The organism is Adlercreutzia sp. ZJ176 (genome assembly GCF_011038975.1).
Lineage (GTDB): Bacteria > Actinomycetota > Coriobacteriia > Coriobacteriales > Eggerthellaceae > CAAEEV01.
In genome coordinates this window covers 73,461-96,007 of the sequence record NZ_JAAKEC010000004.1, presented here as the reverse complement: position 1 = coordinate 96,007, position 22,547 = coordinate 73,461, and the positions used below count along the sequence as shown (strand labels likewise).

The window sequence follows — 22,547 nt, the reverse complement described above, 5'->3', positions numbered from 1 at the left end:
TAGGAGACGAAGATGGCAAAGAAGCAGAAGTACGACTACTTCAAGGCGTATGAGAAGCTGACGGCGCTCGCCGTGGAGGAGTCCGACCTCCTGATCAATGCGCTCGACGGCTACGAGGGCTCGGAGGACCTGAACGACGTGATCCCCGCGGTCCACGAGCTCGAGCGCAAGGGCGACAGCATCAACCACGACGTGTTCTCGAGCGCTGCGACGGACTTCATGCCGCCGATCGACCGCGAGGACATCGTCGAGCTCGCGCATGCGCTCGACAACGTGCTCGACTACATCGAGGACGTCGTCACGCACATGTACATGTATGACATCCGCACCATGCCCGAGGACGCCCTGCGCTTCGCCGACCTCATCAAGAAGTCGTGCAAGGCGCTCGACCGCGCCATGAGCGAGTTCCACAACTTCAAGAAGTCGAAGAAGTTCAAGCAGCTCATCCTCGACATCAACGACTACGAGGAAGAGGCTGACGGCCTCTACAGCGCCGCCATGCGCCGCCTCCACACCGTGGAGAACGACGACGTCATGCACGTGCTCGTGTGGTCGCGCGTCTACGAGCGCATGGAACGCTGCTGCGACGCCACCGAGCATGCCGCCGACATCGTGAGCACCATCCTGCTCAAGAACATGTAGGCGCGCCGCGGGCTTGTCCCCGAGGCGAGGCCCTCGGGCAGGTTCACATACGCGAAGGGGAGGGGCGGTCCGGCCGGGGCCGCCCCTCTTGCGCCTGCGGCATGGCGAGCGCACGGGGCTGGGGGCTGTCTCGCCCAAAGCCGTTGCTACCGCGCGTCCTCCACGGCTATGATCCGGGCGTTGACGGGCTCGCCGGAGAAGTTGAGGTCGCGGGTGATCGCTCGTGCGCCCTCCAAGGTGAGGGCGGGGGCGTCGAAGGCGACGAGGTCGGCGAGCGCGCGGGCGCGGGCGCCCTCGAACAGCTCGACGAAGCTCGCGTGCGACTTCTCGCCCGTGAAGGGGTTCTCCCAGGTGGCGTGCTCGTGGTTGTCGAAGGCCGACGCGGTGAGCGCGCGGTTGCGGTGGCTCATGGCGCGGTAGAACGAGTGGGGGCGCACGAGCGTCTCCACGCGCCCGATCACGTTGTGCTTGAGCCCGCTCGGCGAGTAGAACAGCGCCTGCACGCTGCGGAACGCCCGCACGCTCGCCTTGAACGTGTCGGCGGGGATCACCAGTCCGTACACGTCGCGCGCCAGGTAGGCGTACATGCTCGAGACCATGTCGAGCACGTGCCGCGACGCCTTCAGCACGTCCTTCGAGGGGTTGAAGGTGGCGATGGTGGCGTCACGTCGCGTGGTGAGCACCAGCTCGTCGAGCTCGCTCTCGATGAGCGCGTGCACGTCGGAGCCGTGCTCGCGGCCAAGCCCCTCGACGCCGGCGTCGCAGAGGGCGTGCTGCCAGAAGAACACGAGGGGGTGCGCTGCGGAGTCGAGCTCGTAGTGGCACAAAAAACCCAGCGCATAGGCGCGGGCGCAGGAGCGGTCGGCCTCCGGCAGCGTGGCGACCGAGCGCTTGAGCGCGCACAGAAGCTCGGCGGGCATCTGGTCGTGCATGATCGAGCCGAGGCGGCGCGCCGGCGCGAGGCGCGGGTTCACCACGGAGTAGAACAGCGGGTCGGGACCCTGGTTCCCCAGAAGGAACGCCTCGGCCTCGTCACGCGTGCCGCCGATGAACTCGAACAGCGTCGAGTAGACCTCGTGTCCGAAGGTGTCGTGCGTGATGATTGCGGGCATGGCGGCTCCCATCTGACCGTAACTTTACCTGCGTGCTGGGTCACATCATATACAATAGTCAGCGCATCAAATCAATTTCGTTCAATTTCCGCAAACGGAAGGACACGGGGTCGCATGGGGCGCATGAAGATGACGAGGCAGGAGCGCAGCTGGGTGCTCTACGACGTGGGAAACTCGGGCTTCGTCATGCTCTCGACGGCGCTCATCCCCATCTACTTCGCCTCCCTCGCCGAGCCCGGCTCGTCGGTCGTGGTGGCCTGGGGCTACGCCGAGACGGTGGCCTCGCTCATCCTGGCCCTGCTCATGCCCGTGCTCGGCAGCTTGGCCGACCTGCGCGGCAACAAGAAGAAGTTCCTCGTGGGGTTCGTCGGCACGGGCGTGGTGGCGTGCGCCGCGCTCGGCGTGCCCACCCATGCGCTGGCGTTTCTCGTGCTCTACGTGATCTCGGCGGTCATGCTCAACGGCTCCATGGTGTTCTACGACGCGTTTTTGGTTGACGCCACCACCGAGGACCGCTTCGACGAGGTGTCGTCGCATGGCTACGCGTGGGGCTACATCGGCTCGTGCATCCCGTTCATCGCGTGTCTGGCGGTGGTGCTCGGCGGGCCGAGCATCGGCATCGACATGATGCTCGGCATGAAGATCGCGTTCTTCATCACGGCGGCGTGGTGGCTGGCGTTCTCGGTGCCGATCATCCGCGACGTGCACCAGACGCACTACAAGGAGCGCGTGCCGCACCTGATGCGCGCGACGTTCTCGGGCCTTCTGGCCACGGTGCGCGACATCGCGCGCGACAAGCGCATCCTTCTGTTCATGCTGGCGTACTTCTTCTACATCGACGGCGTGCACACCATCATCAAGATGTCCACGTCCTACGGCACTGACCTGGGGATCGACTCGACGCAGCTCGTGCTGGCGCTGCTGATGACGCAGTTCGTGGCGTTCCCGTCGGCCATCGCCTACGGGCGCCTCTCGGCGCGCTTCGGCACGCGGCGCATGCTCATGATCGCGGTGTTCGCGTACTTCTGCATCACGCTGTTCGCGGCGTTCTTCCTGCGCAGCGCGGTGGAGTTCTGGATCCTGGCGGTGTGCGTGGGCCTGTTCCAGGGCGGCATCCAGGCGCTCTCGCGCAGCGAGTTCGGCAAGCTCATCCCGAAGGAGCGCGCTAACGAGTACTACGGCTTCTTCGACATCCTCGGCAAGTACGCGGCCGTCATGGGAACCTTTCTCGTGAGCCTGTTCACCCAGCTCACCGGCAACCCCTCCATCGGCGTTTTGTCCGTGGCCGCGCTGTTCGTGGTGGGGCTGGCCCTCATGTGGAAGATGCCCGAGAACGGCGCGCGCTAGCAGGCGCGAGCCTGCGGGCACGGGCGCGGGGCGGTGGGTTCGCAGGCTGACGGCGCGCGCTAGCCCTTCGTGCTCGTGGGCTGGCCGATCGTGCATTTCGCTGGCAGAGGGCCTCGGCGCGCGTTCTTTTTGCTATAGTGGGACGCTGCTGGGTTTATGCGCTTGTGCGCGGGCATGCGCCTTCTCTTCGACGTTTTCGCCTGCTCATTTTCGGCGCGTGCCCGACGAGGACGCACAGGGAAGAAAACTGAGAGATAAACCATGTCTTTGATCGTTGCAAAGTTCGGCGGCACGTCGGTTGCCTCGCCCGAACGCATCAAGAACGTTGCAAAGCGCCTGGTGGGGATGAGGCAGCAGGGGCACAAGGTGGTCGCCGTGGTTTCGGCCATGGGCAAGACCACCGACGAGCTCATGGGGCTCAGCCGCGCCGTCACCTCCAACCCGCCGGCGCGCGAGCTCGACCGCCTGCTCTCCACGGGCGAGCAGGTGTCCATGACGCTTTTGGCCATGGCCATCGGCGAGCTGGGCTACAAGTCCATGAGCTTCACGGGCCGCCAGGCCGGCATCGAGACCGACGGCATCCACAACAAGGCGAAGATCGTTAAGGTGCACAACGAGCGCATTCTGGCGGCGCTCGACGACGGCGCCATCCCCGTGGTGGCGGGCTTCCAGGGCATCGACGCGAACGGCGACATCACCACGCTCGGGCGCGGCGGGTCCGACACCACGGCTGTGGCGGTGGCCTGGGGCATCGGCGCGGACGTGTGCGAGATCTACTCCGACGTGGACGGCGTCTACACCACCGACCCGCGCGTGGCGCCGCGCGCGCGCAAGCTCGATCAGATTTCCTATGACGACATGCTCGAGCTCTCGAGCGCCGGCTCGGGCGTGCTGCAGAGCCGCGCCGTCGAGTTCGCGCGCAAGTGGAACGTCGTCATTCACTCGCGCTCCGCGTTTTCCGATGCGGAGGGCACGTACATCAAGGAGGACCCCGACATGGAGGAAGCCGTCATCACCGGCATCGCGCACGACACGTCCGAGGTGAAGGTGACCATCCGCCGCGTGCCCGACAACACGGGCGTCGCCGCGAAGGTGTTCTCGGCGCTGGCTGCGAACATGGTGAACACCGACATGATCATCCAGAACATCTCGCTGGACGGCTACACCGACATCTCGTTCACCTGCCCCGGCGCCGACCTGAAGCGCGCCGAAGAGACGCTCGACTGCATCATCGGCGAGATCGGCGCCACCGAGTACGTGGTTGACGAGGACATCGCGAAGGTGAGCCTCGTGGGCACGGGCATGAAGTCGTCGCCCGGCGTGGCGGCGCGCGCCTTCACCACCATGGGCGAGAACCAGATCAACATCTTGGCCATCTCCACGTCGCCCATCAGGCTGTCGATGGTGGTCGAGGCGTCGGAGGCCACGCGTGCCGTACAGGTGCTGCACACCGCGTTCGAGCTGGACTCCGACAGCGTGTTCGAGGAGACGCAGCTCTCGGCGGAGGAGATCGCCGCGAAGATGAAGAAGGGGCGCTAAGCGCTCGCGCGTCAGGCGAGCTGCGGGCGCCAGGCGAGCTGCGAAGGGGAGCTCAGTCGCTCAGACAGTCCTGCTCGCGCGAAATGCCCACCGGGCATTTCGGCTCGTGCGGAACTCGCTTGGTGAGCACCCCTCCGCAGCTCGCCTTGCGTGAGGGCCTCTTTGCGTCGAAAGGTTGACTGACCGCTCTTTATGCGGTCTTTTGGCGTGCGGGCGCTTGCTGGGAAGGCAGACGGCTGGGTTTTGCCGCCGATCTGCCGATTTGACGCGTAGTCCGGGTTCGTGGCTGATAAATTCTAGTTATGACGTGCGGTTTGCGAGCCGCTGAACTTGGTTGAAGGAGACGGAAGATGGCTTGGACGAAAGAGATACCGGCTCGGCCGGTGGTGGCGGTCGCGGGCGCGACGGGCGCGGTGGGGCGCGAGTTTCTGAAGGTGCTGCACGACCTGGACTTCCCGGCTTGCGAGGTGCGCGCCTTGGCGAGCGCGCGCAGCGCGGGCAAGAAGCTCGAGTTCGGCGGCTGCGGCGACGTGCCGGCGGGCGAGCTGGTGGTGCAGGAGATGACCCCGGAGTCGTTCGAGGACGTTGACATCGCGCTGTTCTCGGCGGGCTCCGACGTGTCGAAGGCGATGCGCGAGGCCGTGGTGGCCGCGGGCGCCGTGATGATCGACAACTCGAGCGCGTTCCGCATGGACGAGGACGTGCCGCTCGTGGTGCCCGAGGTGAACCCGGGCGACGTCAGCTGGCATTCCGGCGTGATCGCGAACCCCAACTGCTCCACCATCCAGATGGTGGCGGCCCTCAAGCCGCTCTACGACCTGAGCCGCATCACGCGCGTGGTGGTGTCCACCTACCAGGCCGCGTCGGGCGCGGGCGCGCCGGCCATGCGCGAGCTCTACGACCAGACGCGCGAGTTCCTCGACGGCAAGGCCGACGACGAGCTCACGGTGAAGGCGTTCCAGCACCGCATCGCGTTCAACTGCATCCCGCACATCGACAAGTTCCTCGAGGACGACTCCACCAAGGAAGAGTGGAAGATGGTGGCGGAGACGAAGAAGATCATGGGCGACGATAACATCAAGGTGGCTGCCACCTGCGTGCGCGTGCCCGTGTTGCGCTGCCACGGCGAGTCCATCAACGTGGAGTTCGCCGACGAGGTGACGGTGGAGGCCGCGCGCGCCGCGCTCGAGGCGGCTCCCGGCATCACCGTGATGGACGACCCGGCGAGCAACGCCTACCCCATGCCGGGGCTGCTCGCCGGCACCGACGGCGCGTACGTGGGGCGTCTGCGCCGCGATCCCTCGGTAGAGCACGGCCTGGCCTTCTGGAACGTGGCCGACCAGATCCGCAAGGGTGCGGCCCTCAACGCCGTGCAGATCGCCCAGCTGCTGCTGCCCCAGGCGTAAGCGCAAGCCGGCGGGCGCAGGTTGGCGAGCGCAGGCCGCCGTGCGCGGATGTCGAGCCCGGTCGCGCCGTGCGGGCGCAGCCTGCGAGCCTGTAAGCGCCTCTTTCGCGCCCCGCGTGCCAGCTGGCACGCGGGGCGCTTTGGTATCATGGTGCGCATGGATACTTCGAAGCCCCTCTCAAGGAAAAAGCCCGGCAAGGTGCGCGTGGACGAGCTGCTCGTCGAGCGCGGCGTCTTCGCGAGCGCCGACGAGGCGCTGCGCGCGGTGATCGCGCGCGAGGTGCGCGTCGACGACGTGTACGTGACGAGCGCGGCCGTGCGCGTGCGGCCCGACGCCGACGTGCTCGTGCGCGGGCGCAGGCAGTTCGTCTCGCGCGGCGGGCGCAAGCTGCAGGGCGCGCTCGACGCGTTCGGGCAGGACGTGCGCGGGATGCGCTGCGTGGACATCGGCTCGTCGACGGGCGGGTTCACCGACTGCCTGCTGCAGGCGGGCGCGGCGAGCGTGGCGTGCGTGGACGTGAACTACGGGCAGCTCGCGTGGAAGCTGCGGCAGGACGCGCGCGTGAGCGTGTTCGAGCGCACGAACATCCGCGAGGCCGCGCCCGAGGCGCTCGGCGCGCCCTTCGACCTCATCGTGATCGACGTGAGCTTCATCGGGCTCGCCTCGCTGGCAGGCGCGTTCCCGCCGCTGTGCCGCGCGGGCTCGGTGTTCATCGGGCTGGTGAAGCCGCAGTTCGAGTCGCGCCACGAGGAGACCGACCGCGGCATCGTGCGCGACGAGGCGGTGCGCCTGCGCACGGTCGGGGAGGTGCGTGCGGCGCTCGAGGACGTGGGGTTCGACGTGACGGGCGTGGTGGAGTCGCCCATCTGCGGCGCGCAGGGCAACGTGGAGTACCTCGTGCGCGCCGTGTACCGCGGCTAGGGCACGGAGCCGAAGCCGTTTTTGGCGCGGGGGCTGCGAGCCCCGCGCCCTTCTTGGCTCTGCCGCTAGTTTTTCAGCGAGTTGAGGGGCGCGGGCATGCGGCCGCCGCGGTGGGCGAACACGGTGCCGGCATGCTGGTTCACGGGCATGACCGGCGCGTAGCCCAGAAGGCCGCCGAAGTCGAGGCGGTCGCCCACCTGCTTGCCGATGGCGGGGATGATGCGCACGGCGGTGGTCTTGTTGTTGATCATGCCGATGGCGCACTCGTCGGCGATGATGCCAAAGATGGTCTCGATGGGGGTGTCGCCGGGGATGGCGATCATGTCGAGGCCCACCGAGCACACGCACGTCATGGCCTCGAGCTTCTCCAAGCTGAGCGCGCCCGCCTCGGCGGCGCGGATCATGCCGGCGTCCTCGGACACGGGGATGAACGCGCCTGACAGGCCGCCGACGCTCGAGGACGCCATGACGCCGCCCTTCTTCACCGCGTCGTTGAGCATGGCGAGCGCCGCCGTGGTGCCCGGGCCGCCGCAGGTGCCCACGCCGATGGCCTCGAGGATCTCGGCCACCGAGTCGCCCTCGGCGGGGGTGGGGGCCAGGCTCAGGTCGAGGATGCCCTTCTGCACGCCCAGGCGGCGGCTCGCCTCGCGCGCCATGAGCTCGCCGGCGCGCGTGATCTTGAACGCGGTGGCCTTGATGGCCTCGGCCACGGTGGTGACGTCGGCCGAGCGCGGCAGGTCGGCGAGCACCGCGCGCACCACGCCCGGGCCCGACACGCCCACGTTCACCACCTCGTCGGCCTCGCCCGAGCCGTGGAAGGCGCCGGCCATGAAGGGGTTGTCCTCCACGGCGTTGCAGAACACCACGAGCTTGCCCGCGCCGATGCACTGCTTGTCGGCCGTTGCCTCGGCGGCCTTCTTGACGATGCCCGCCATCTTGAACGCGGCGTCCATGTTGATGCCGGCGCGCGTGGACCCCACGTTCACGCTCGAGCACACGCGGTCGGTGGCGGCGAGCGCCGAGGGGATGGAGTCCATGAGCTTGTTGTCGGCGCGTGAGGCGCCCTTGTGCACGAGCGCGGAGAAGCCGCCCACGAAGTCGACGCCGACCTCCTTGCCCGCGCGGTCCATGGCCACGGCGATGGGCGTGAGGTCGGCGGCGGACACGGCAGCGCAGATCTCGGCGACGGGGGTCACCGAGATGCGCTTGTTCACGATGGGGATGCCGAACTCGCGCTCGAGCTGTTCGGCGGTGGGCACGAGGCGCTCGGCGGCCGTGGCCATGCGGTCGTAGACCTTGGCGGCGAGGCGGTCGATGTCGGCGTCCACGCAGCTGCGCAGGTTGATGCCGAGCGTGATCGTGCGGATGTCGAGGTTCTGCTTGCTCACCATGGCAAGCGTCTCAGCGATTTCGGCAGGCGTGATCTGCATGGGCTCCGTCCTTCGGGTGCAAGGCGGGCTGCGTCATGCGCCAGGCCGCCGTCTGTGGGTAGGGGTACGTCAAGTCAGGATAGCAAATTATGCGGCGCCCTGCATCTGTCGCATGTTTGTCGCGCGTTCGTCGCGAGGTGCTATACTCTCTTTGTCGTGAGTTATTGCGACAATAGCAGGAGCGCTGGAAGAGGGGAGTGCCATGTTCAACGCGTTGACGATCGGGTACCTCTTCCTGGGCGGTGTAGGTGCTGGCCTTTGCGTGGTGCTGAGCGTGCTTGAGTGCGCTGCGGTGTGCAAGCCCTCGCGCAGCTGCGCCTCGGCGGGCTTCGCGCTTCCGGGCGATTTGTTCGCGCGCGGCTGGACATGCTGCTTTGTCCTGCTTGCGCTCGGCGTGACCTGCCTTGTGTCAGACGTAGGTCGTCCCGATCGCCTGCTGGGCCTGTTCACCTCCCCGCATGCGACGGCCCTGACAGTGGGCTCGTTTGCCCTTGCAGCGACGCTTGTCTGCTCGGGCGCGCTCGCGTTGGCCTTGCTGCTTGACGCGGGCGGCCTTTCCCGCGCAGCGGTTCTCGGCCTTTCCGGGACGGGCGCGGTGGCGGGAATGGTGACGGCTGCCTACACGGGAGTCCTCCTGCAGTCGCTTCCCTCGGTGCTGGCGTTTCGCACGCCGCTCATTCCCGTCCTCTTCACGCTCTCGTCGCTCTCGTGCGGTATCGCCTGCGTGTTCGTGATTGCGGCGTTCACGGAGTCGCGTCATCCTCGCCTACGCCCTGTCTTTGCGCTTGCCCGCGTCGACGGCGTGTTGATCTTGTGCGAGGCGGCGGCGTTGGCGGCGTTTGTGTTGGGGGCGCTTGCGGGTGAGGGCACGCGCTTAGGTGCGCAGGAGCTCATAGCGTGCGACATGGCCGGGTACTTCTGGGGTGGCTTGGTGATATGCGGGCTCGCGATCCCTTTTGCGATGGAGCGCCTTCTCACGTACGGCAACGCGCGCGTGCAGCTGCTGTGGATTGCGGCGTGCTTGCTTGCGGGCGGCCTGTCGCTGCGCTTCTGCGTGGTTGGTTTGGCGGCTTTCGACGTTACGCAGATGCCGGGCGCCTTGTTCGGCGTGGGGTAGTCGGGTCGGGTGGGGTTCAGCGCAAGGAAACTGGGTCATGAGCGGGCTGCGCGATGAGCGGGCTCTAGGTGGAAAGGCGGGATGCCATGTTTCGATCAGGCAAACGAGCGGGTGTGGCGCGTGATGGGGGCATGAGCCGCATGCACAGGGACGCGCCGCATGCGGCCAACGACAAGGAGGCGGAGATCCTCGCGGCGACTTCGTATGTGCCGCGCAAGTCGTCGCGCAACGGCGCAACCATATTCAGCATCGCAGTGTTCGTTGCCGCGTTCGCTCTCGTGCTGGGAGCGGTGCTTGCCGTTGCGGGACGCATCGGCTTCGCGGCCATTATGGGTGCGGCTCTTTTGTCTCTTGCGGTGCTCTCGTCGGTGCATATTGCGCTGAGCTGGGAGAAGGTAGTGGTGCTGCGCTTCGGAAAGGTGAATCGCGTGGCCGGCCCGGGCCTCTTCTTCACCATTCCCATCATCGAGCACGGCACTATCCGCGTTGACCAGCGCACCATCGCCACGCCGTTCTATGCCGAGAACACGCTGACGGCCGATCTGGTGCCAGTGAACATTGACGCGGTGCTGTTCTGGGTGGTGTGGGACGCGGAGAAGGCGTGCACCGAGGTGGAAGACTACTATGCCGCCGTGTCGTTCCTCGCGCAGACGGCGCTGCGCGAGGCGGTAGGGCGCTCGACGGTGGCCGAGGTGGCGCTGCGACGCGATCAGCTTGACGTCGAAATCAAGGCTGACATCGAGAAGCAGGCGGCGAACTGGGGCGTCGACATCATATCAGTGAAGGTGCGCGACATCGTGCTGCCTGACGCGCTTGTGGACGTGATGTCGCTTGAAGCCCAGGCTGATCGCGAGCGCAACGCGCGCATGGCGGTGGCGGGCGTGGAGGCCGACCTGGCCGAGATGCTCGCTGAGGCGGCGGCGGTGTACGGCACGCCTGACGCGGCGCTGCGCCTGCGGACCATGCTCATGCAGTACGAGACGGTGAAGAAGTCGGGCGGTACGGTGGTTACGGTGCCGAGTGCGGTAAGCGACGGCTTCGTGGACGCGAGTTCTGCTAACATGACCTCGTCACTCTGAGAATGGAAAGGTGCTCATGAGCACATTCGAATCGTTTGCGGTTGACCATGGCAGCGGCTTACCCGTGTGGATCCAGGTGAAGAACCGCATCGCGTACCTGATCGGCTCGGGCGCGTACGCGGCGGGAGATCGTCTGCCCACGGTGCGCGCGCTTGCCGTTGACTTGGACATAAGCTACAACACGGTGAACCGCGCCTACATGGATTTGGAGCGCGAGGGCTATATCTCCACGCGCAAGGGCCGCGGCACCTTCGTGGCCGAGCGCCATGAGGTAGGTGCTGATCGTGCCGCCGACAGCCCTGTCGAGCTCGTGATCGACGACATGATCCGCGCCTGCCTGTCCGCCGGCCTCACCGAGGATGACATCCTCCCTATGGTGGGCGCGCGCCTCGAGCGCAGGAAGTACCTGTAGGCGCGCAGGCAGAGAGCAGCAGCTTAATCTCCGCATAATCTGCGGTGAATAGATCGTCATTCGCCGCATGATTCGGTATACTGCTGGCATGTACCTGCACGAGCATACCGGTTGGACCCACTTCACATGGGATGACGCGACGGTTCTGCCGCTGCTCGGCGAAGCGCGCTTTGCGCAGGGGGAGCTGCTTGGCAGCATGTCCGGCGTGGGCTTCGACGTCAAGTCGGAAGTCGAGGTCCAAGCCCTCTCGGGCGAGGTCGTCGCCTCCTCGAGGATCGAAGGCGTCGTGCTCGATGCGGAGGAGGTTCGCTCCTCGGTGTCTCGTCAGCTCGGGTTGGAGGGTTTCACGAGTGCGACCGACACTCGCGATGTCGATGGGGCGGTTTCGGTCATGCTCGACGCCACACGCCGTTTTGCTGAGCCTCTTTCCGACGCGCGTCTCTTCGGATGGCATAACGCGCTGTTTCCCGCGGGCTACAGCGGTTTGAGGAAGATCCACGTTGCGCGGTATCGCGAGGGGCCGATGCGCGTCGTCAGCGGCCCCATAGGGAAGGAGCGGGTGCATTTCCTGGCGCCCGATCCCGATCTCGTTCCTTTGCTGATGGGGGAGTTCGTCTCGTGGGTCAACGAGTGTGACAGCGTGGAGCCGCTGCTGAAGGCAGGCATCGCACACCTGTGGTATCTCACGGTGCACCCCTTCGATGACGGCAACGGACGTATCGCGCGGGCTCTTACCGAGCTGCTGTTGGCGCGCAGCGATGGCAGCCCGCGACGCTTCTACAGCATGGCCCAGTACATCCTCGCGCATCGAGAGGGGTACTATTGCGCATTGGAACACGCGCAAAAAGGGAGCTCTGACATCACCGAATGGCTCGCGTGGTTCCTGCGGGCTTTGCAGGGCTCGATCGAGCAAAGCAAGAGGAGCATGGGGGGCGTCCTGGGGAGGGTCGCCTTTTGGAATCGTCTTGAAGGAGTGCCGCTCAACGACAGGCAGCGTACGATGCTTGAGCGGCTCAAAGGCGGCTTCGAGGGGAAGCTCACGGCAAGCAAGTGGGCAAAGATATGCAAGGTGTCGGCTGATACGGCGCTGAGAGACATAAACGACCTCATGGACAAAGGCGTGCTCGTGCGCAGCAAGGCCGGCGGGCGAAGCGTGTCCTATGCGCTCAAAGACGATCCCGGCGAGCGTCCTATCTCGTAAAACTCATTGTCACAATGACTTGTGACAAACTAACAAAGAGCGTATACTGCGAACCATGATGCGGGGATTGGCCATCCTCGCGTGTGGCGTAGGCGTTCATGCATGGGCCTTCGCCTCGGGGAGAGGAGCGCACGGGGCGCTCTTCGCGAACGTAGGAGGAGAAATGTCCACAACGAAAAGCCCACGAGCTGGGCTTACGCGCAGAAGCTTCCTCAAGACAACGGCGGTCGCGGCTGGAGCCGCCGCGCTTACCGGCAGCGATACTCTCACCGCACTCGCGGATGACAACAAATCTGCGAGTAGTGAAGAGCAGGTTTATTCAGGGGTATGTCGTGGCAATTGCGCGGGTGGTTGCTTTTTGAACGTTCATACGAGAGATGGAAAGGTCATTCGCACATCAGCGCGTGACATGCCCGACACGCAATACAACCGCATCTGCCCCAAAGGTCTTACCCATCTCTATCGTATGTACAGCGAGCATCGCGTGAAGTACCCCATGAAGCGCGTTGGAGAGCGCGGGTCGGTAGATTCTTTCGAACGAGTGAGCTGGGATGAAGCCATAAACTATATCGTTGAAAGGTGGAATGCGATAGAGGAAGAGTACGGAAAAGGCTCCGTTGCTTTCTACTGGGGTTCTGGCCAGTTTGGAACGGCGAACGGGTGCCGGAATAATGACATTTGGAATCGCTTTACGAACGTGGTCGGCACAGGAATGATCAATCGCAGCGTGGATATTGCTCATGCGCATGGCATTGTGCCGACGGTAGGCATTGGGCTTATGTTCGCGCAAAATGAATCGACGGACTTCAAGAACTCAAAGACCTTTATAGTGTGGGGTGCAAATCCTGCGATATCCCAAGTTCAGACGACTCATTTCATCATCGAAGCGAAAGAAGCGGGTGCCACGCTCATCGTTATAGACCCCGTTTACAACACTATCTCGTCCAAAGCTGATATATTCGTGCCGATTAAAGCTGGGACTGATGGAGCGCTGGCCTTGGGGATGGCGAAGCTGATCATTGACAAAAAGTGGGTAGATGAGAGCTTTGTCAAGAAGTACACGGTAGGACCTTGCCTCGTGAAGGAAGATGGTCTTTTTCTCCGGCAGTCGGATCTGGGCATTGAGGTTTCAGGCGGCAAGGATCCCCAAATCGTCACCGATGGGAATGGAAAGTTCGCTCCTCTTTCCGAGATTGAAGATCCGGTTCTTGAGGGGTCCTTCGAGGTGGAGGGGTTTAATGTTAAGACGAGCTACACTCTCGTATGCGAGGGGCTCGAAGAGTACGATCTTGACCGTGTCGAAGAAATTACTGGTGTGCCCAAGACGCAAATAGAGATGATCACCGATCTGTATGCCAACGAGGGTCCCTCTAACATTTACACCGCTTTTGGACTTAACCATTATGTGAATGGACATTGGAATTACTTTTGTACGGCCATCCTTCCGTGCCTTACGGGCAATTTGGGCAAGTCTGGAGCTGGGTTTGGCATTAACGAGTATCTTGGTTTCAGCGGCAACCCCCTGAGCGGTAAGCCTAAAGGCGCTCCTGGCGTTTCGCTTGATGTCACGAACTTGCGCATGAATGAGATTCTCGAAACTGGCAAGTTCGGAAAAAAAGACGCACCCATAAAGGCATGTGTGTTTGTGGGCTGCAATGCAATGACTAATGGTGTTGAACGAAACAATACAAAAAACTGGCTAGAGCAACTTGACTTCATATTGTCGATAGACCTCAATTTCAATGAGAACGCATTGATGGCTGACGTTATTCTTCCTGCGGCTCATTGGTTTGAAGAAGAAGACATCTTCTGCTTGTTTGCCGCCCATCCTTATATGCTTTATCAGGAGAAGGCGACGAACCCTTTGTTTGAGTCGAAGACTGATTTCGAAATAGCTACGCTTTTGGCAAGGGCTTTGGGATATGGCGAGTATTTCCAGATGACGGACAGTGAGTTTTTGCAGGAGTGGATTGAAACCGATCTTGCGAAAAAGTTTGGTATATCGTACGAGAGGCTCAAAGAAAATGGCGCTATGCGCATGGCTGGTCCGGGTACGTATGTGTATGCGGAAGGGAACAAGTTCACAAGCCTGCTCGGTATCTACCACGAAAAGGCAGCGCCTGAATACAATTGGGGCCAAGAGATAGATATGAGCAAGGAGCGTGTGCCCTATTGGGAGCCGCCACATGAAGTCAGGGAAGGGACCGAGCTTCGCGATAGGTATCCATTCCACATGCTATCGGATCACTCCCGTTTCCATACTCATTCGCAGTGGTGGGAGGCTGCTCCACTTGTCGAATTAGCCGGAGGAGAGCCGCTGCTGAAGATAAACCCAGAGGATGCAGAGGAGTACGGCATAGAGGATGGCGACCTGGTTCGCGTCTACAACGACCGTGGATCGGTGTCTATGCATGCGTTTGCCAACGCAGGATTGCCTCGGAAGATGCTGTCTGCTCCCAAGGGTTGGGAAAACCGTCAGTACATAGACGGTCATTTTAGCAGCCTAACGTCTCGGTATGTCAATCCCGCCTGCACCAACGCATCATTTAACGATGTAGTTGTTGCTATTGAGAAAGTCTAGGAGGGAACTACAATGCACTATGGAATGGCAATTGATGTGACACGGTGCATAGGGTGTCATACGTGTGCCGTTGCCTGTAAGGTGGCGAATAACCTCCCGAATGGCATTTGGTGGAATAGGGTGTTAAATGATGGGGGACCCGTCATGGATACTGCCTCGGGGGTCTATCCAAAAAACCATCTCGAGTATTATCCGACTTCGTGCCAGCATTGCGAGAACCCGGCGTGTGTGAAGGTGTGTCCCGTGGGGGCTACCTATAAGGACCCCGAGACGGGTATTGTACGCCAGGACTACGACAAGTGCATCGGCTGCCGCATGTGCATGGCGGCGTGTCCCTACACGGGTGTGCGTTCGTTCAACTGGGAGGAGCCCAAGTTCTCGGTTGACTTTGCGGTGGGGGACGTCGACACTCCTGCCCACCAGAAGCACGTTGTTGAGAAGTGCACGTTCTGCTATCAGCGTACCTCGCAAGGGGGAACCCCCGCCTGCATGGAGCTGTGTCCTGGTCGTGCTCGCTTCTGGGGCGATCTTGACGACCCGGGTTCCGAAGTTTCTCGCTTGGTCCGGGAACGTGAGTATAAGCAGCTGCTTCCTGAGCGGGATACCAAGCCTTCGGTCTATTACCTCGTCTAGGCGAAAAGGAGAACAAACATGTCTGAGAATACTTCGGCTGCGAAGGCAGCCAAGGCTCCTGCTGCCAGGTACGGGGGCAAGGGCCTCAACATCGCCATTGGCGTGTGCGCGCTGCTCGCGGTTTGCGGCGTGGCGCTGTGGATCGTGCAGCTCACCGGCGGCATGGTGCAGACGGGCATGCGCAACCTTGACTCGTGGGGTGCCTACATCACGATGTTCATGTTCCTCGTGGGCCTGTCGGCTGGCGGTCTCATCATCAGCTCGGTGCCCAAGGCGTTCGGCATGAAGGGTTTCGGCGGCATCTCGAAGGTTGCCGTGTGGACGTCGATTTGCTGCACGGTGCTCGCCATCGGGTTCGTGGTGGTGGACATGGGCCAGCCCTTCCGCGTATGGGAGCTTTTCATCTACTCCAACCTGGGGAGCCCGCTGATGTGGGACATCATCGTGCTGGGCACCTACTTGATCCTGTCGATCGTGTATTTGTGGGCGCAGGTGCGCGCCGAGGCGGGCAAGGTCAGCCACACCGCCCTGCGCGTGATCGCCGTGGTGGCGCTCGTGTGCGCCGTGCTCGTGCACTCCGTGACGGCCTGGATCTTCGGCCTGCAGCAGTCCCATGAGCTCTGGCACACGGCGCTCCTCGGCCCGTGGTTCGTGAGCTCCGCGCTCGTGTGCGGCACCGCGCTCGTGCTCGTGGTGGTGATCGCGCTGCGTCGCGTGGGGTACCTGGCCGTCGATCAGGCTAACGTGGAGAAGCTCGCGAAGATGCTTGGCGCGTTCGTGTGCGTCGATCTGTACTTCTTCGGCTGCGATCTCCTGACAAGTGCGTTTCCGAACGGATCAGGTGCCGAGGTGGTCGCCATGCTGGTCGCCGGTCCGCTCGCCCCTTTCTTCTGGGGTGAGATCGTGCTGTGCGTTGCGTGTGCCGTGGTGTGCTTCGTGCCCTCCCTGCGCAAAAATGGCTTGATCGTAGCTGCATCAGTGGCTGCCATCGTAGGCATCCTTTTCAAGCGCATCCAGCTTCTGGTGGGCGGTTTCCAGATTCCGAATCTGGACTACGCTTCTGCCTTGACGCCGATGGCGGCGACAAACTGGGACGCTGGCATGGCGGGCGTGTATCAGGGATTGGTGTACGCTCCTACTATGCTCGAGCTCGGCATCGTGCTCGGCGTGGTGGCGCTCGGCGGGCTTCTGCTCTGCCTCGGCTTGAAGTACCTGCCGCTCAAGCCGGCTGGGGAAGAGGAATAGCGGCTTGACGGCTTGGCAGGCGGAGCTGACCCTCCCAGCTCCGCCTGCCTCCTTCGCCCTGCCCGCCTTCGTGGTGGGATGAGCGGGGCGAAGGAGCGGCGGCTGCCGGGGCCGGGGATGGCCGCGCAGCTAGGATGAAGGTTCGGGAAGGTGAGGCGCGTATGGCGAGGAAAATAGCGGTGACGCTCGCGGTGTTCGCGCTCGCGTGTGCGTGCGTGCTCGGCGCGGGGGCAATGGCCCAGGGCGGGCCCGGCGCCGTGGCGCCGCGGGCGGTCACGCCCGAGTCGGCGTGCCCGGCCACGGGCTGCGCGAGCGGCACCTGCCACGGCTACGACGACGTGCCCGAGCCCGACGGCGTCCACGAGATGGTCTGCCCCGAGGCGGGCTGCGCGAGCGTGGAGTGCCATGCGTGGGACACCCTGCGCGGCCGCTACCACCAAGCTTCCGACGCGAGCCTGAACCTGTGGGTGGTGGCGCCGGTAGTGCTCGTGCTGGCGCTCGCGTTCGTGGTGCGGAAGGTGAGGTGAGCGAAGGTGCGCAAGATCCTGATAGTTGACGCAATTGTGCTGCTTGCGTATGCCATTGTGTCGCTGCCCCAGATCACGGGCGTGTCAGTGCATGAGTGGCTAGGATTGGGCGTGCTCGTGCTGCTACTCGCGCATGTTGTGCAGCACGTTGACTGGGCGGTTGATGCGGCGCGCTCGCTGCGCGATGACGTTGCGGTCGCGCGGCACGGACGACTTGCGCTCGACGTGCTGCTCATGATGGCATTGGCTGCGTGCGTCGTGTCCGGGCTGATGGTGTCGGGTGCAGTGCTGCCGGCCTTCGGTCTGTACGTCGGAGGGTACTATTTTTGGAACCCGCTGCACGCAGCTTCGGCGAAGGTGCTGTTCGCGCTGCTTCTGGTGCACATGGCGGCGAACGCTGTGCTGGCGGTTCGCCTGTGGCGGCAGGGTGGCCAGGGTGATCGTGACGGACGGGGCGAATGCAGCGGTCGGGACGTCGCTTCGATTGAGAAGGAGGGCTCCTGTGGAAAGTGATGGCAAGATGAGGGCAGCGCAGGACGTTGGGGACACGGCCCGCGGCGCGCGCCCTGATGCTGAGATTACGGAAGCATGGGCGGTGCGGGCTGCGGCCTGCGAGCTTCTGGCGCTGACGCTGCGCTACCCGGGCGCGACGCTGGCCGAGGCCGCGGCGTCGGGAGAATGGCTCGACGCCGCACGTGAGATAGCGGCGGCGCTCGGGCTCGCGCTGCCCGGGGGCTTCGGCGCGGGCCTTCCGAGCGCGGAGGGGGAGCACGCGGGCGCGGGCTGCGAGGGCCCTGGCGCGGACGGGGCCGCGGGCGCGAGCCCGGCTGCGGCCGGGAGCCGTCCGGCCCCGAGCGCCGAGGAGCTCCTGCGCGCGCTGCGCCCTGAGGCGACGCGCCTGTTCGTGGGCGCGCCCGAGCCGGCGTGCTCGCCCTACGAGGGCGTGTGGCGCGCGCAGGCCGAGGGCGTGCCGGCTCTTCTGTTCGTGAACCCGCACTCCATGGAGGTGGAGCGCTTCTGCCGCGCGTGCGGCCTGGGGAGGCCCGAGGGCACCAACGAGCCGCTCGACCACGTCGCCACCGAGCTCGAGCTCATGTGCCGCCTCGCCGTGCAGGCCGCGGGAGGGGCAGCTGGGGGCGGGGGCTCCGAGGGCGAGCTCCCAGGAGGCTCGCCGGCCGCCGCCTACGACGAGCTCCTCAACGAGCACGTGCTCGCGTGGATGCCGGGTTTCGCCGCACGGCTCGCTGACGAGGCGCGCCATCCGCTCTACGTTGCCGCTGCCCAGCTCCTTGCGGCTTTCGTGGGGTGCGGGGCTACCTATTGATGGGGAACTTGTCGCCGATGGTCTGGTCCGTGAGGGCGTTCAGCTGCCCGAGGGGGTCCTCCTCCTGGCCCAGGAGGGTGTGACGGGCGGCGAGCTCGGGGGTGTAGTCGCCCAAGGGGTAGATGCTGAAGCTGCCGTCCTCGTCGGTGTGGTTCACGAGCGGGGTCCACGCCGCGTTCTCCACGCGCACGTCCCCGCTCTCCGCGTCCTTCACGAAGTCGCAGGTGAGCATGCCCTCCAGCTCGTTCTTCACGTGAGGGGTGTCGTGGTGCGACAGGAAGTTGCCCAGCGAGTACGCCACGAGCGCCTGGTGCCCCGTCTCGCCCTCCACCCACTCGAGCGGGCCGATGACGTGCGGATGCGAGCCGAGCACCACGTCAACCTCGAGGTCGGCGAGCAGCTTGGCGAGGCGCTGCTGCTCGGCGTCGGCCTCCATCAGGTTCTCGGTTCCCCAGTGCATGGCCACGAGCACGACGTCGGCTGTCTCGTGCGCGGCGGCGACGTCGGCGCGGATGCGCTCCTCGTCGATGAAGTTCACCGCGTGGGCGGGCAGTTCGGAGGGATCGAAGCCGTTCACGCCGTAGGTGTAGTCGAGCAGCGCGAACGTGATGCCCTCGCGCTCGACGGTCGCGAGCTGCGCGGCTTCCTCAGCGCTTGAGGCGGTGCCCGTGAAGGCCACGGGCTGGGCGTTCCACACGCTGCGCGAGTGCTCTACCGCGCCGTAGGTCCCCCAGTCGTAGGCGTGGTTCGACGCGGAGGCCACCAGGTCGAACCCGGTTGCCACGATGGCGTCGGCCATGGCGTCGGTAGTGTTGAACGACGGCCAGCCGCGCGGGCCGATCTCGTCGCCGCCCAGGTGCGTCTCCTGCTTCACGTAGGCGAGGTCAGCGGCCTCGACGAGGGGCTTGACGTTCGCGTAGATGGGCGCGTAGTCATAGAGGCCGTCGCCCTCCTCGCCGGCGAGTGCGTCGGCGTAGGCGGCGGCGTTGATCTCGGGCAGGTTGTCGCCGACGGCTGCGAAGCTCACGCGCTGCTCGCTCGCCGCAGCCTCGGGCGCAGCGGCGGGGCTGGGGCCGAACAGGGCGTTGGCGGCGCAGCTCCCGACGGAGAAGAGGAGCGCCGCGGCGGCGATGAGGGCGATGAGGATGACGAGCCCCCTGACGGGGAGCGCGCCAGACTCCCTGAGGGGAAGCGCGCGCTGCGATGCCTGCGCCCGGGGGCGCGGGGAGGAGGAGCGCGTTGCGGGCTGCGGCGCCCGCGCCGGTCGCGCGGGCTGCGGTCGGGGGGAGCGGCCTGCGGGCTGCGACGGTCGGGCCGCGCGGTCGGCCTGCGCGCCGCGGGGCTGGGCAGGCTGAGACGCCCGCGTCTGACGTGCGGCTTGGGGCTGCGCGGGCTGCGGCGTCCGCGCCGGTCGCGCGGCTTGGGGGCGCGCCGCGGGGTTGGGCTTGCGACGCGTGGGCTTGCTTCCCGAGGTTGCCATGGAAGTCCCTTCTGCAGGTTTCACTCGGTCCATTGTAGGGCATTTCGCGGCTTGCGGAGCGGTTCGCGGGGAAGGCGCGCGCAGGCGGAGCCCCTTTACCCATCGGGGCTTTGGGTTACAATGGGCACCGCGACCACGTCTGGCCGCCGGCGCGGCCGCTTGCGCGCCGCCTTCCGCACCTCGACCCCTAAGGAGTTTCCCGTCATGGCCGTTGACATGGGCAGGCACTTCAGCATGCCCCAGCTTCTGAGGTACGCTGCGCCGTCCATCGCGATGATGATCTTCACCTCCATCTACGGCATCGTGGACGGGCTGTTCGTGTCGAACTTCGCCGGCAAGACCGCGCTCGCCGCCGTGAACTGGGCGATGCCCATCCTCATGGTGCTGAGCTCGGTGGGGTTCATGATCGGCGCGGGCGGCAGCGCCATCGTGGCGAAGACGCGCGGCGAGCGCGACGACGAGCGCGCGAACCGCTACTTCTCGCTGCTCGTGTACGCGACGCTTTTCATCGGCGTGGTGCTCGCGGTGGTCGGCGCCTTCGTCCTGCGCCCGCTGTACCAGCTCATGGGGGCGAGCGGCGAGATGCTCGAGCTTGCTGTGGTCTACGGCCTCATCGCGCTGCTGTCGCTCCCGTTCTTCATGCTCCAGTACGTGTTCCAGAGCTTCTTCGTGGTGGCGGGCAAGCCCCAGCTGGGCTTCTGCGTGGTGGTTGCGGCCGGCGTCGCGAACATGGCGCTCGACGCGCTGTTCATCGGCGTGTTCGGCTGGGGCGTGGTGGGCGCCTCCATCGCCACGTCGATCGGCGAGCTCATCGGCGGCGGCGTGCCGCTTCTCTACTTCGCGCGCAAGAACGCGAGCTTCCTGCGCCTAGGGCGCACGCGTCTCGAGGGCCGCGTGCTGGCGCGCGCCTGCGTGAACGGGTCGTCCGAGATGGTGAGCAACATCGCCATGTCGCTGGTGGCCATGCTCTACAACTTCCAGCTGCTGCGCCTGATCGGCGAGGACGGCGTGGCGGCCTATGGCGTCATCATGTACGTGGCCATGGTGTTCGGCGCGATGTTCATGGGGTACGCGATGGGGACCTCGCCGCTCATGAGCTTCCAGCTCGGCGCGTGCAACCACGTCGAGATGCGCAGCCTGTTCAGGAAGAGCATGGCGTTCGTGGCGGCGGGCGGCGTGGGCATGTTCGCGCTGGCGCAGGCGAGCGCGGGCGCGTTGGCGCAGGTGTTCGTGGGGTACGACCCCGAGCTTTGCGCGCTCACGGAGCGCGCGTTTCGTATCTACGCGCTGACGTACCTGCTCATGGGCTTCTGCGTGTACGGCTCGGCGCTGTTCACCGCCCTCAACAACGGCCTGGTGTCGGCGGCCATCTCGTTTCTGCGCACGCTGGTGTTCGAGGTCGCCGCGGTGCTCTTGCTGCCGCTTGCGTTCGGCCCGCAGGGCATCTGGTTTGCCACGCCCGCGGCCGAGCTGGTGGCGCTCGTGGTCACCCTCGCGTTCATGCTCGGCCTCGGCGACGTCTACGGCTTCATGAAGCCCCGCCCGGGGAAGGCGCGCAAGAAGAGGCGCCGTCCGCTGGCGTAGGGCGCCTGCTTCGTCGAGCGCCGCCCGCTGGCGCGGGGGGCGTCCCGGCGTGCAATTCTCAGCGCCCATTTTGGCAGAAATCTTCAGATATTGGTCTTTTCGCAGCAAGATGAGCGCTCTTCCGGTCTATCGAAAAAAATGCGACCTGCGGTTTTGCTAGTGAAAGCGGGGTGATCTGCGAGAAAAGAGCCCCTCGTTGCCTTCCGAGTGACAAATATCTGTAAATTTCTGCCAAAACGCCGCTGTTTTTCTGCACGGGGGCGCCCGCAAGGGCTGACGGGCCGCCCCGTTCTCGCTATAATGAACATCGTGTTGATTATTGGCCTTGACGTCGAAGAGGGGACCGCATGACGTCCGACGGTTGCACCGACCGCCGCATCACGCGCTCGCGCCGTGCGCTGCGCGCTGCGCTCATCGCGCTCACCGAGGAGCGCGGGCTCGACGGCTTCACGGTGAACGACCTGTGCGCTCGCGCCGACCTCAACCGCGGCACGTTCTACAACCACTTCCGCGACAAGGAGGACCTGCTCGCCCAGCTCGAGGACGAGGTCATGGGCGACCTGCGCCAGTTCCGCGGCGAGATGTCCAAGCTCACGCTGCTCGACCTGGCGAAGCTCAAGGCATCGCGCGAGCCGCTGCCGCTGCTCGTCGAGCTGTTCGACCACCTGCGCGAGCAGGGCGACTTCCTGCGCGCGATGCTCGGCCCGCGCGGCGACGCGCGCTTCGGCCAGCGCTTGCGCGACACGCTGTGCACCGACATCATCCTGGGGCTTCTGCACGAGCGCTACCGCAGCGACCCCGCGCCGTTCGTCGACTACTACGTGGCGTTCTACGCGTCGGCGTATCTGGGCGTCATCGTGCGGTGGCTGGAGCGCGGCATGCAGGAGAGCTCCGAGGACATGGCGCGCATCGTCATGCGCCTTCTGTTCATAAAGCCCGGCGAATCGATCAAGCTCTAAGGTGAGGA

General features: G+C 64.9%; 20 protein-coding genes. 17 read left to right on the top strand and 3 right to left on the bottom strand.

Annotated features, from left to right (window positions below; all coding sequences use genetic code 11):
• Positions 1 to 12 precede the first annotated feature (12 nt).
• Positions 13 to 642, top strand: a complete 630-nt coding sequence (locus tag G7Y50_RS03145; RefSeq protein WP_165054155.1) for a DUF47 domain-containing protein — start codon at positions 13 to 15, stop codon at positions 640 to 642.
• A gap of 146 nt (positions 643 to 788) precedes the next feature.
• On the opposite strand, the gene G7Y50_RS03140 is transcribed toward G7Y50_RS03145, so the two are convergent.
• Complete coding sequence (locus tag G7Y50_RS03140) at positions 789 to 1,754, bottom strand: peptidase (protein WP_165054152.1); 966 nt, start codon at positions 1,752 to 1,754, stop codon at positions 789 to 791.
• Between the two features lie 114 nt (positions 1,755 to 1,868).
• On the opposite strand from G7Y50_RS03140, the gene G7Y50_RS03135 reads away from it, so the two are divergent.
• From G7Y50_RS03135 to G7Y50_RS03120, 4 genes are all read left to right on the top strand, one after another.
• The gene (locus G7Y50_RS03135; protein ID WP_165054149.1) at positions 1,869 to 3,101 is read left to right on the top strand and encodes an MFS transporter; all 1,233 of its coding nucleotides are present in this window, start codon (positions 1,869 to 1,871) and stop codon (positions 3,099 to 3,101) included.
• 261 nt (positions 3,102 to 3,362) lie between these two features.
• Entirely contained in the window at positions 3,363 to 4,640 is a 1,278-nt protein-coding gene (locus G7Y50_RS03130; RefSeq protein WP_165054144.1) for an aspartate kinase, read from the top strand.
• A gap of 350 nt (positions 4,641 to 4,990) precedes the next feature.
• Positions 4,991 to 6,046, top strand: coding sequence for an aspartate-semialdehyde dehydrogenase (locus G7Y50_RS03125; protein ID WP_165054140.1), 1,056 nt, complete (start codon positions 4,991 to 4,993; stop codon positions 6,044 to 6,046).
• Positions 6,047 to 6,202: 156 nt separating this feature from the next.
• A complete protein-coding gene (locus tag G7Y50_RS03120) occupies positions 6,203 to 6,967 on the top strand; it encodes a TlyA family RNA methyltransferase (RefSeq protein ID WP_165054124.1) in 765 nt (254 codons plus the stop codon).
• A 65-nt stretch (positions 6,968 to 7,032) separates the two neighbouring features.
• On the opposite strand, the gene G7Y50_RS03115 is transcribed toward G7Y50_RS03120, so the two are convergent.
• Complete coding sequence (locus tag G7Y50_RS03115) at positions 7,033 to 8,397, bottom strand: PFL family protein (protein WP_165054121.1); 1,365 nt, start codon at positions 8,395 to 8,397, stop codon at positions 7,033 to 7,035.
• Between the two features lie 202 nt (positions 8,398 to 8,599).
• Between G7Y50_RS03115 and nrfD (G7Y50_RS03110) the strand changes: the two genes are divergently transcribed.
• From nrfD (G7Y50_RS03110) to G7Y50_RS03065, 10 genes are all read left to right on the top strand, one after another.
• Positions 8,600 to 9,514 carry an NrfD/PsrC family molybdoenzyme membrane anchor subunit gene (gene nrfD, locus G7Y50_RS03110; RefSeq protein ID WP_165054118.1) on the top strand — a complete coding sequence of 305 codons (915 nt, stop codon included), beginning with the start codon at positions 8,600 to 8,602 and terminating at the stop codon, positions 9,512 to 9,514.
• A 131-nt stretch (positions 9,515 to 9,645) separates the two neighbouring features.
• The gene (locus G7Y50_RS03105) at positions 9,646 to 10,593 is read left to right on the top strand and encodes a slipin family protein (RefSeq protein ID WP_165054115.1); all 948 of its coding nucleotides are present in this window, start codon (positions 9,646 to 9,648) and stop codon (positions 10,591 to 10,593) included.
• A gap of 16 nt (positions 10,594 to 10,609) precedes the next feature.
• The gene (locus G7Y50_RS03100; RefSeq protein ID WP_165054084.1) at positions 10,610 to 11,005 is read left to right on the top strand and encodes a GntR family transcriptional regulator; all 396 of its coding nucleotides are present in this window, start codon (positions 10,610 to 10,612) and stop codon (positions 11,003 to 11,005) included.
• 88 nt (positions 11,006 to 11,093) lie between these two features.
• Entirely contained in the window at positions 11,094 to 12,206 is a 1,113-nt protein-coding gene (locus G7Y50_RS03095; protein ID WP_165054081.1) for a Fic family protein, read from the top strand.
• Positions 12,207 to 12,369: 163 nt separating this feature from the next.
• Positions 12,370 to 14,787, top strand: coding sequence for a molybdopterin-dependent oxidoreductase (locus G7Y50_RS03090; RefSeq protein WP_165054078.1), 2,418 nt, complete (start codon positions 12,370 to 12,372; stop codon positions 14,785 to 14,787).
• A 24-nt stretch (positions 14,788 to 14,811) separates the two neighbouring features.
• Entirely contained in the window at positions 14,812 to 15,420 is a 609-nt protein-coding gene (locus G7Y50_RS03085) for a 4Fe-4S dicluster domain-containing protein (RefSeq protein WP_206214753.1), read from the top strand.
• A gap of 18 nt (positions 15,421 to 15,438) precedes the next feature.
• Positions 15,439 to 16,665: an NrfD/PsrC family molybdoenzyme membrane anchor subunit gene (nrfD, locus tag G7Y50_RS03080; protein WP_165054072.1), complete on the top strand. Its 1,227-nt coding sequence runs from the start codon at positions 15,439 to 15,441 to the stop codon at positions 16,663 to 16,665.
• Between the two features lie 161 nt (positions 16,666 to 16,826).
• Positions 16,827 to 17,192, top strand: coding sequence for a hypothetical protein (locus G7Y50_RS03075; RefSeq protein WP_165054051.1), 366 nt, complete (start codon positions 16,827 to 16,829; stop codon positions 17,190 to 17,192).
• A gap of 6 nt (positions 17,193 to 17,198) precedes the next feature.
• Positions 17,199 to 17,705: a DUF4405 domain-containing protein gene (locus G7Y50_RS03070; protein ID WP_165054047.1), complete on the top strand. Its 507-nt coding sequence runs from the start codon at positions 17,199 to 17,201 to the stop codon at positions 17,703 to 17,705.
• The gene (locus tag G7Y50_RS03065; RefSeq protein WP_241156486.1) at positions 17,695 to 18,516 is read left to right on the top strand and encodes a molecular chaperone; all 822 of its coding nucleotides are present in this window, start codon (positions 17,695 to 17,697) and stop codon (positions 18,514 to 18,516) included. Before G7Y50_RS03070 ends, G7Y50_RS03065 begins: the two co-directional genes overlap by 11 nt.
• Here G7Y50_RS03065 and G7Y50_RS03060 read toward each other — a convergent pair.
• Positions 18,506 to 19,996, bottom strand: coding sequence for a CapA family protein (locus G7Y50_RS03060; protein WP_165056926.1), 1,491 nt, complete (start codon positions 19,994 to 19,996; stop codon positions 18,506 to 18,508). The two genes, G7Y50_RS03065 and G7Y50_RS03060, sit on opposite strands and share 11 nt — an antisense overlap.
• Before the next feature lie 204 nt (positions 19,997 to 20,200).
• On the opposite strand from G7Y50_RS03060, the gene G7Y50_RS03055 reads away from it, so the two are divergent.
• Positions 20,201 to 21,580 (top strand): MATE family efflux transporter, encoded by a 1,380-nt coding sequence (locus G7Y50_RS03055; protein ID WP_165056774.1) that lies wholly within the window; start codon positions 20,201 to 20,203, stop codon positions 21,578 to 21,580.
• Between the two features lie 347 nt (positions 21,581 to 21,927).
• On the top strand, positions 21,928 to 22,539 hold the full coding sequence (locus G7Y50_RS03050) for a TetR/AcrR family transcriptional regulator (RefSeq protein WP_165056775.1): 612 nt from the start codon (positions 21,928 to 21,930) through the stop codon (positions 22,537 to 22,539).
• The last annotated feature ends 8 nt before the right edge of the window (positions 22,540 to 22,547 follow it).

Bases quoted from the DNA above. Each gene is read 5' to 3' on its own strand.
- G7Y50_RS03145 (WP_165054155.1), top strand. From the start codon at position 13: ATGGCAAAGAAGCAGAAGTACGACTACTTCAAGGCGTATGAGAAGCTG.
- G7Y50_RS03140 (WP_165054152.1), bottom strand. From the start codon at position 1,754: ATGCCCGCAATCATCACGCACGACACCTTCGGACACGAGGTCTACTCG.
- G7Y50_RS03135 (WP_165054149.1), top strand. From the start codon at position 1,869: ATGGGGCGCATGAAGATGACGAGGCAGGAGCGCAGCTGGGTGCTCTAC.
- G7Y50_RS03130 (WP_165054144.1), top strand. From the start codon at position 3,363: ATGTCTTTGATCGTTGCAAAGTTCGGCGGCACGTCGGTTGCCTCGCCC.
- G7Y50_RS03125 (WP_165054140.1), top strand. From the start codon at position 4,991: ATGGCTTGGACGAAAGAGATACCGGCTCGGCCGGTGGTGGCGGTCGCG.
- G7Y50_RS03120 (WP_165054124.1), top strand. From the start codon at position 6,203: ATGGATACTTCGAAGCCCCTCTCAAGGAAAAAGCCCGGCAAGGTGCGC.
- G7Y50_RS03115 (WP_165054121.1), bottom strand. From the start codon at position 8,397: ATGCAGATCACGCCTGCCGAAATCGCTGAGACGCTTGCCATGGTGAGC.
- nrfD (WP_165054118.1), top strand. From the start codon at position 8,600: ATGTTCAACGCGTTGACGATCGGGTACCTCTTCCTGGGCGGTGTAGGT.
- G7Y50_RS03105 (WP_165054115.1), top strand. From the start codon at position 9,646: ATGAGCCGCATGCACAGGGACGCGCCGCATGCGGCCAACGACAAGGAG.
- G7Y50_RS03100 (WP_165054084.1), top strand. From the start codon at position 10,610: ATGAGCACATTCGAATCGTTTGCGGTTGACCATGGCAGCGGCTTACCC.
- G7Y50_RS03095 (WP_165054081.1), top strand. From the start codon at position 11,094: ATGTACCTGCACGAGCATACCGGTTGGACCCACTTCACATGGGATGAC.
- G7Y50_RS03090 (WP_165054078.1), top strand. From the start codon at position 12,370: ATGTCCACAACGAAAAGCCCACGAGCTGGGCTTACGCGCAGAAGCTTC.
- G7Y50_RS03085 (WP_206214753.1), top strand. From the start codon at position 14,812: ATGGCAATTGATGTGACACGGTGCATAGGGTGTCATACGTGTGCCGTT.
- nrfD (WP_165054072.1), top strand. From the start codon at position 15,439: ATGTCTGAGAATACTTCGGCTGCGAAGGCAGCCAAGGCTCCTGCTGCC.
- G7Y50_RS03075 (WP_165054051.1), top strand. From the start codon at position 16,827: ATGGCGAGGAAAATAGCGGTGACGCTCGCGGTGTTCGCGCTCGCGTGT.
- G7Y50_RS03060 (WP_165056926.1), bottom strand. From the start codon at position 19,996: ATGGCAACCTCGGGAAGCAAGCCCACGCGTCGCAAGCCCAACCCCGCG.
- G7Y50_RS03055 (WP_165056774.1), top strand. From the start codon at position 20,201: ATGGCCGTTGACATGGGCAGGCACTTCAGCATGCCCCAGCTTCTGAGG.
- G7Y50_RS03050 (WP_165056775.1), top strand. From the start codon at position 21,928: ATGACGTCCGACGGTTGCACCGACCGCCGCATCACGCGCTCGCGCCGT.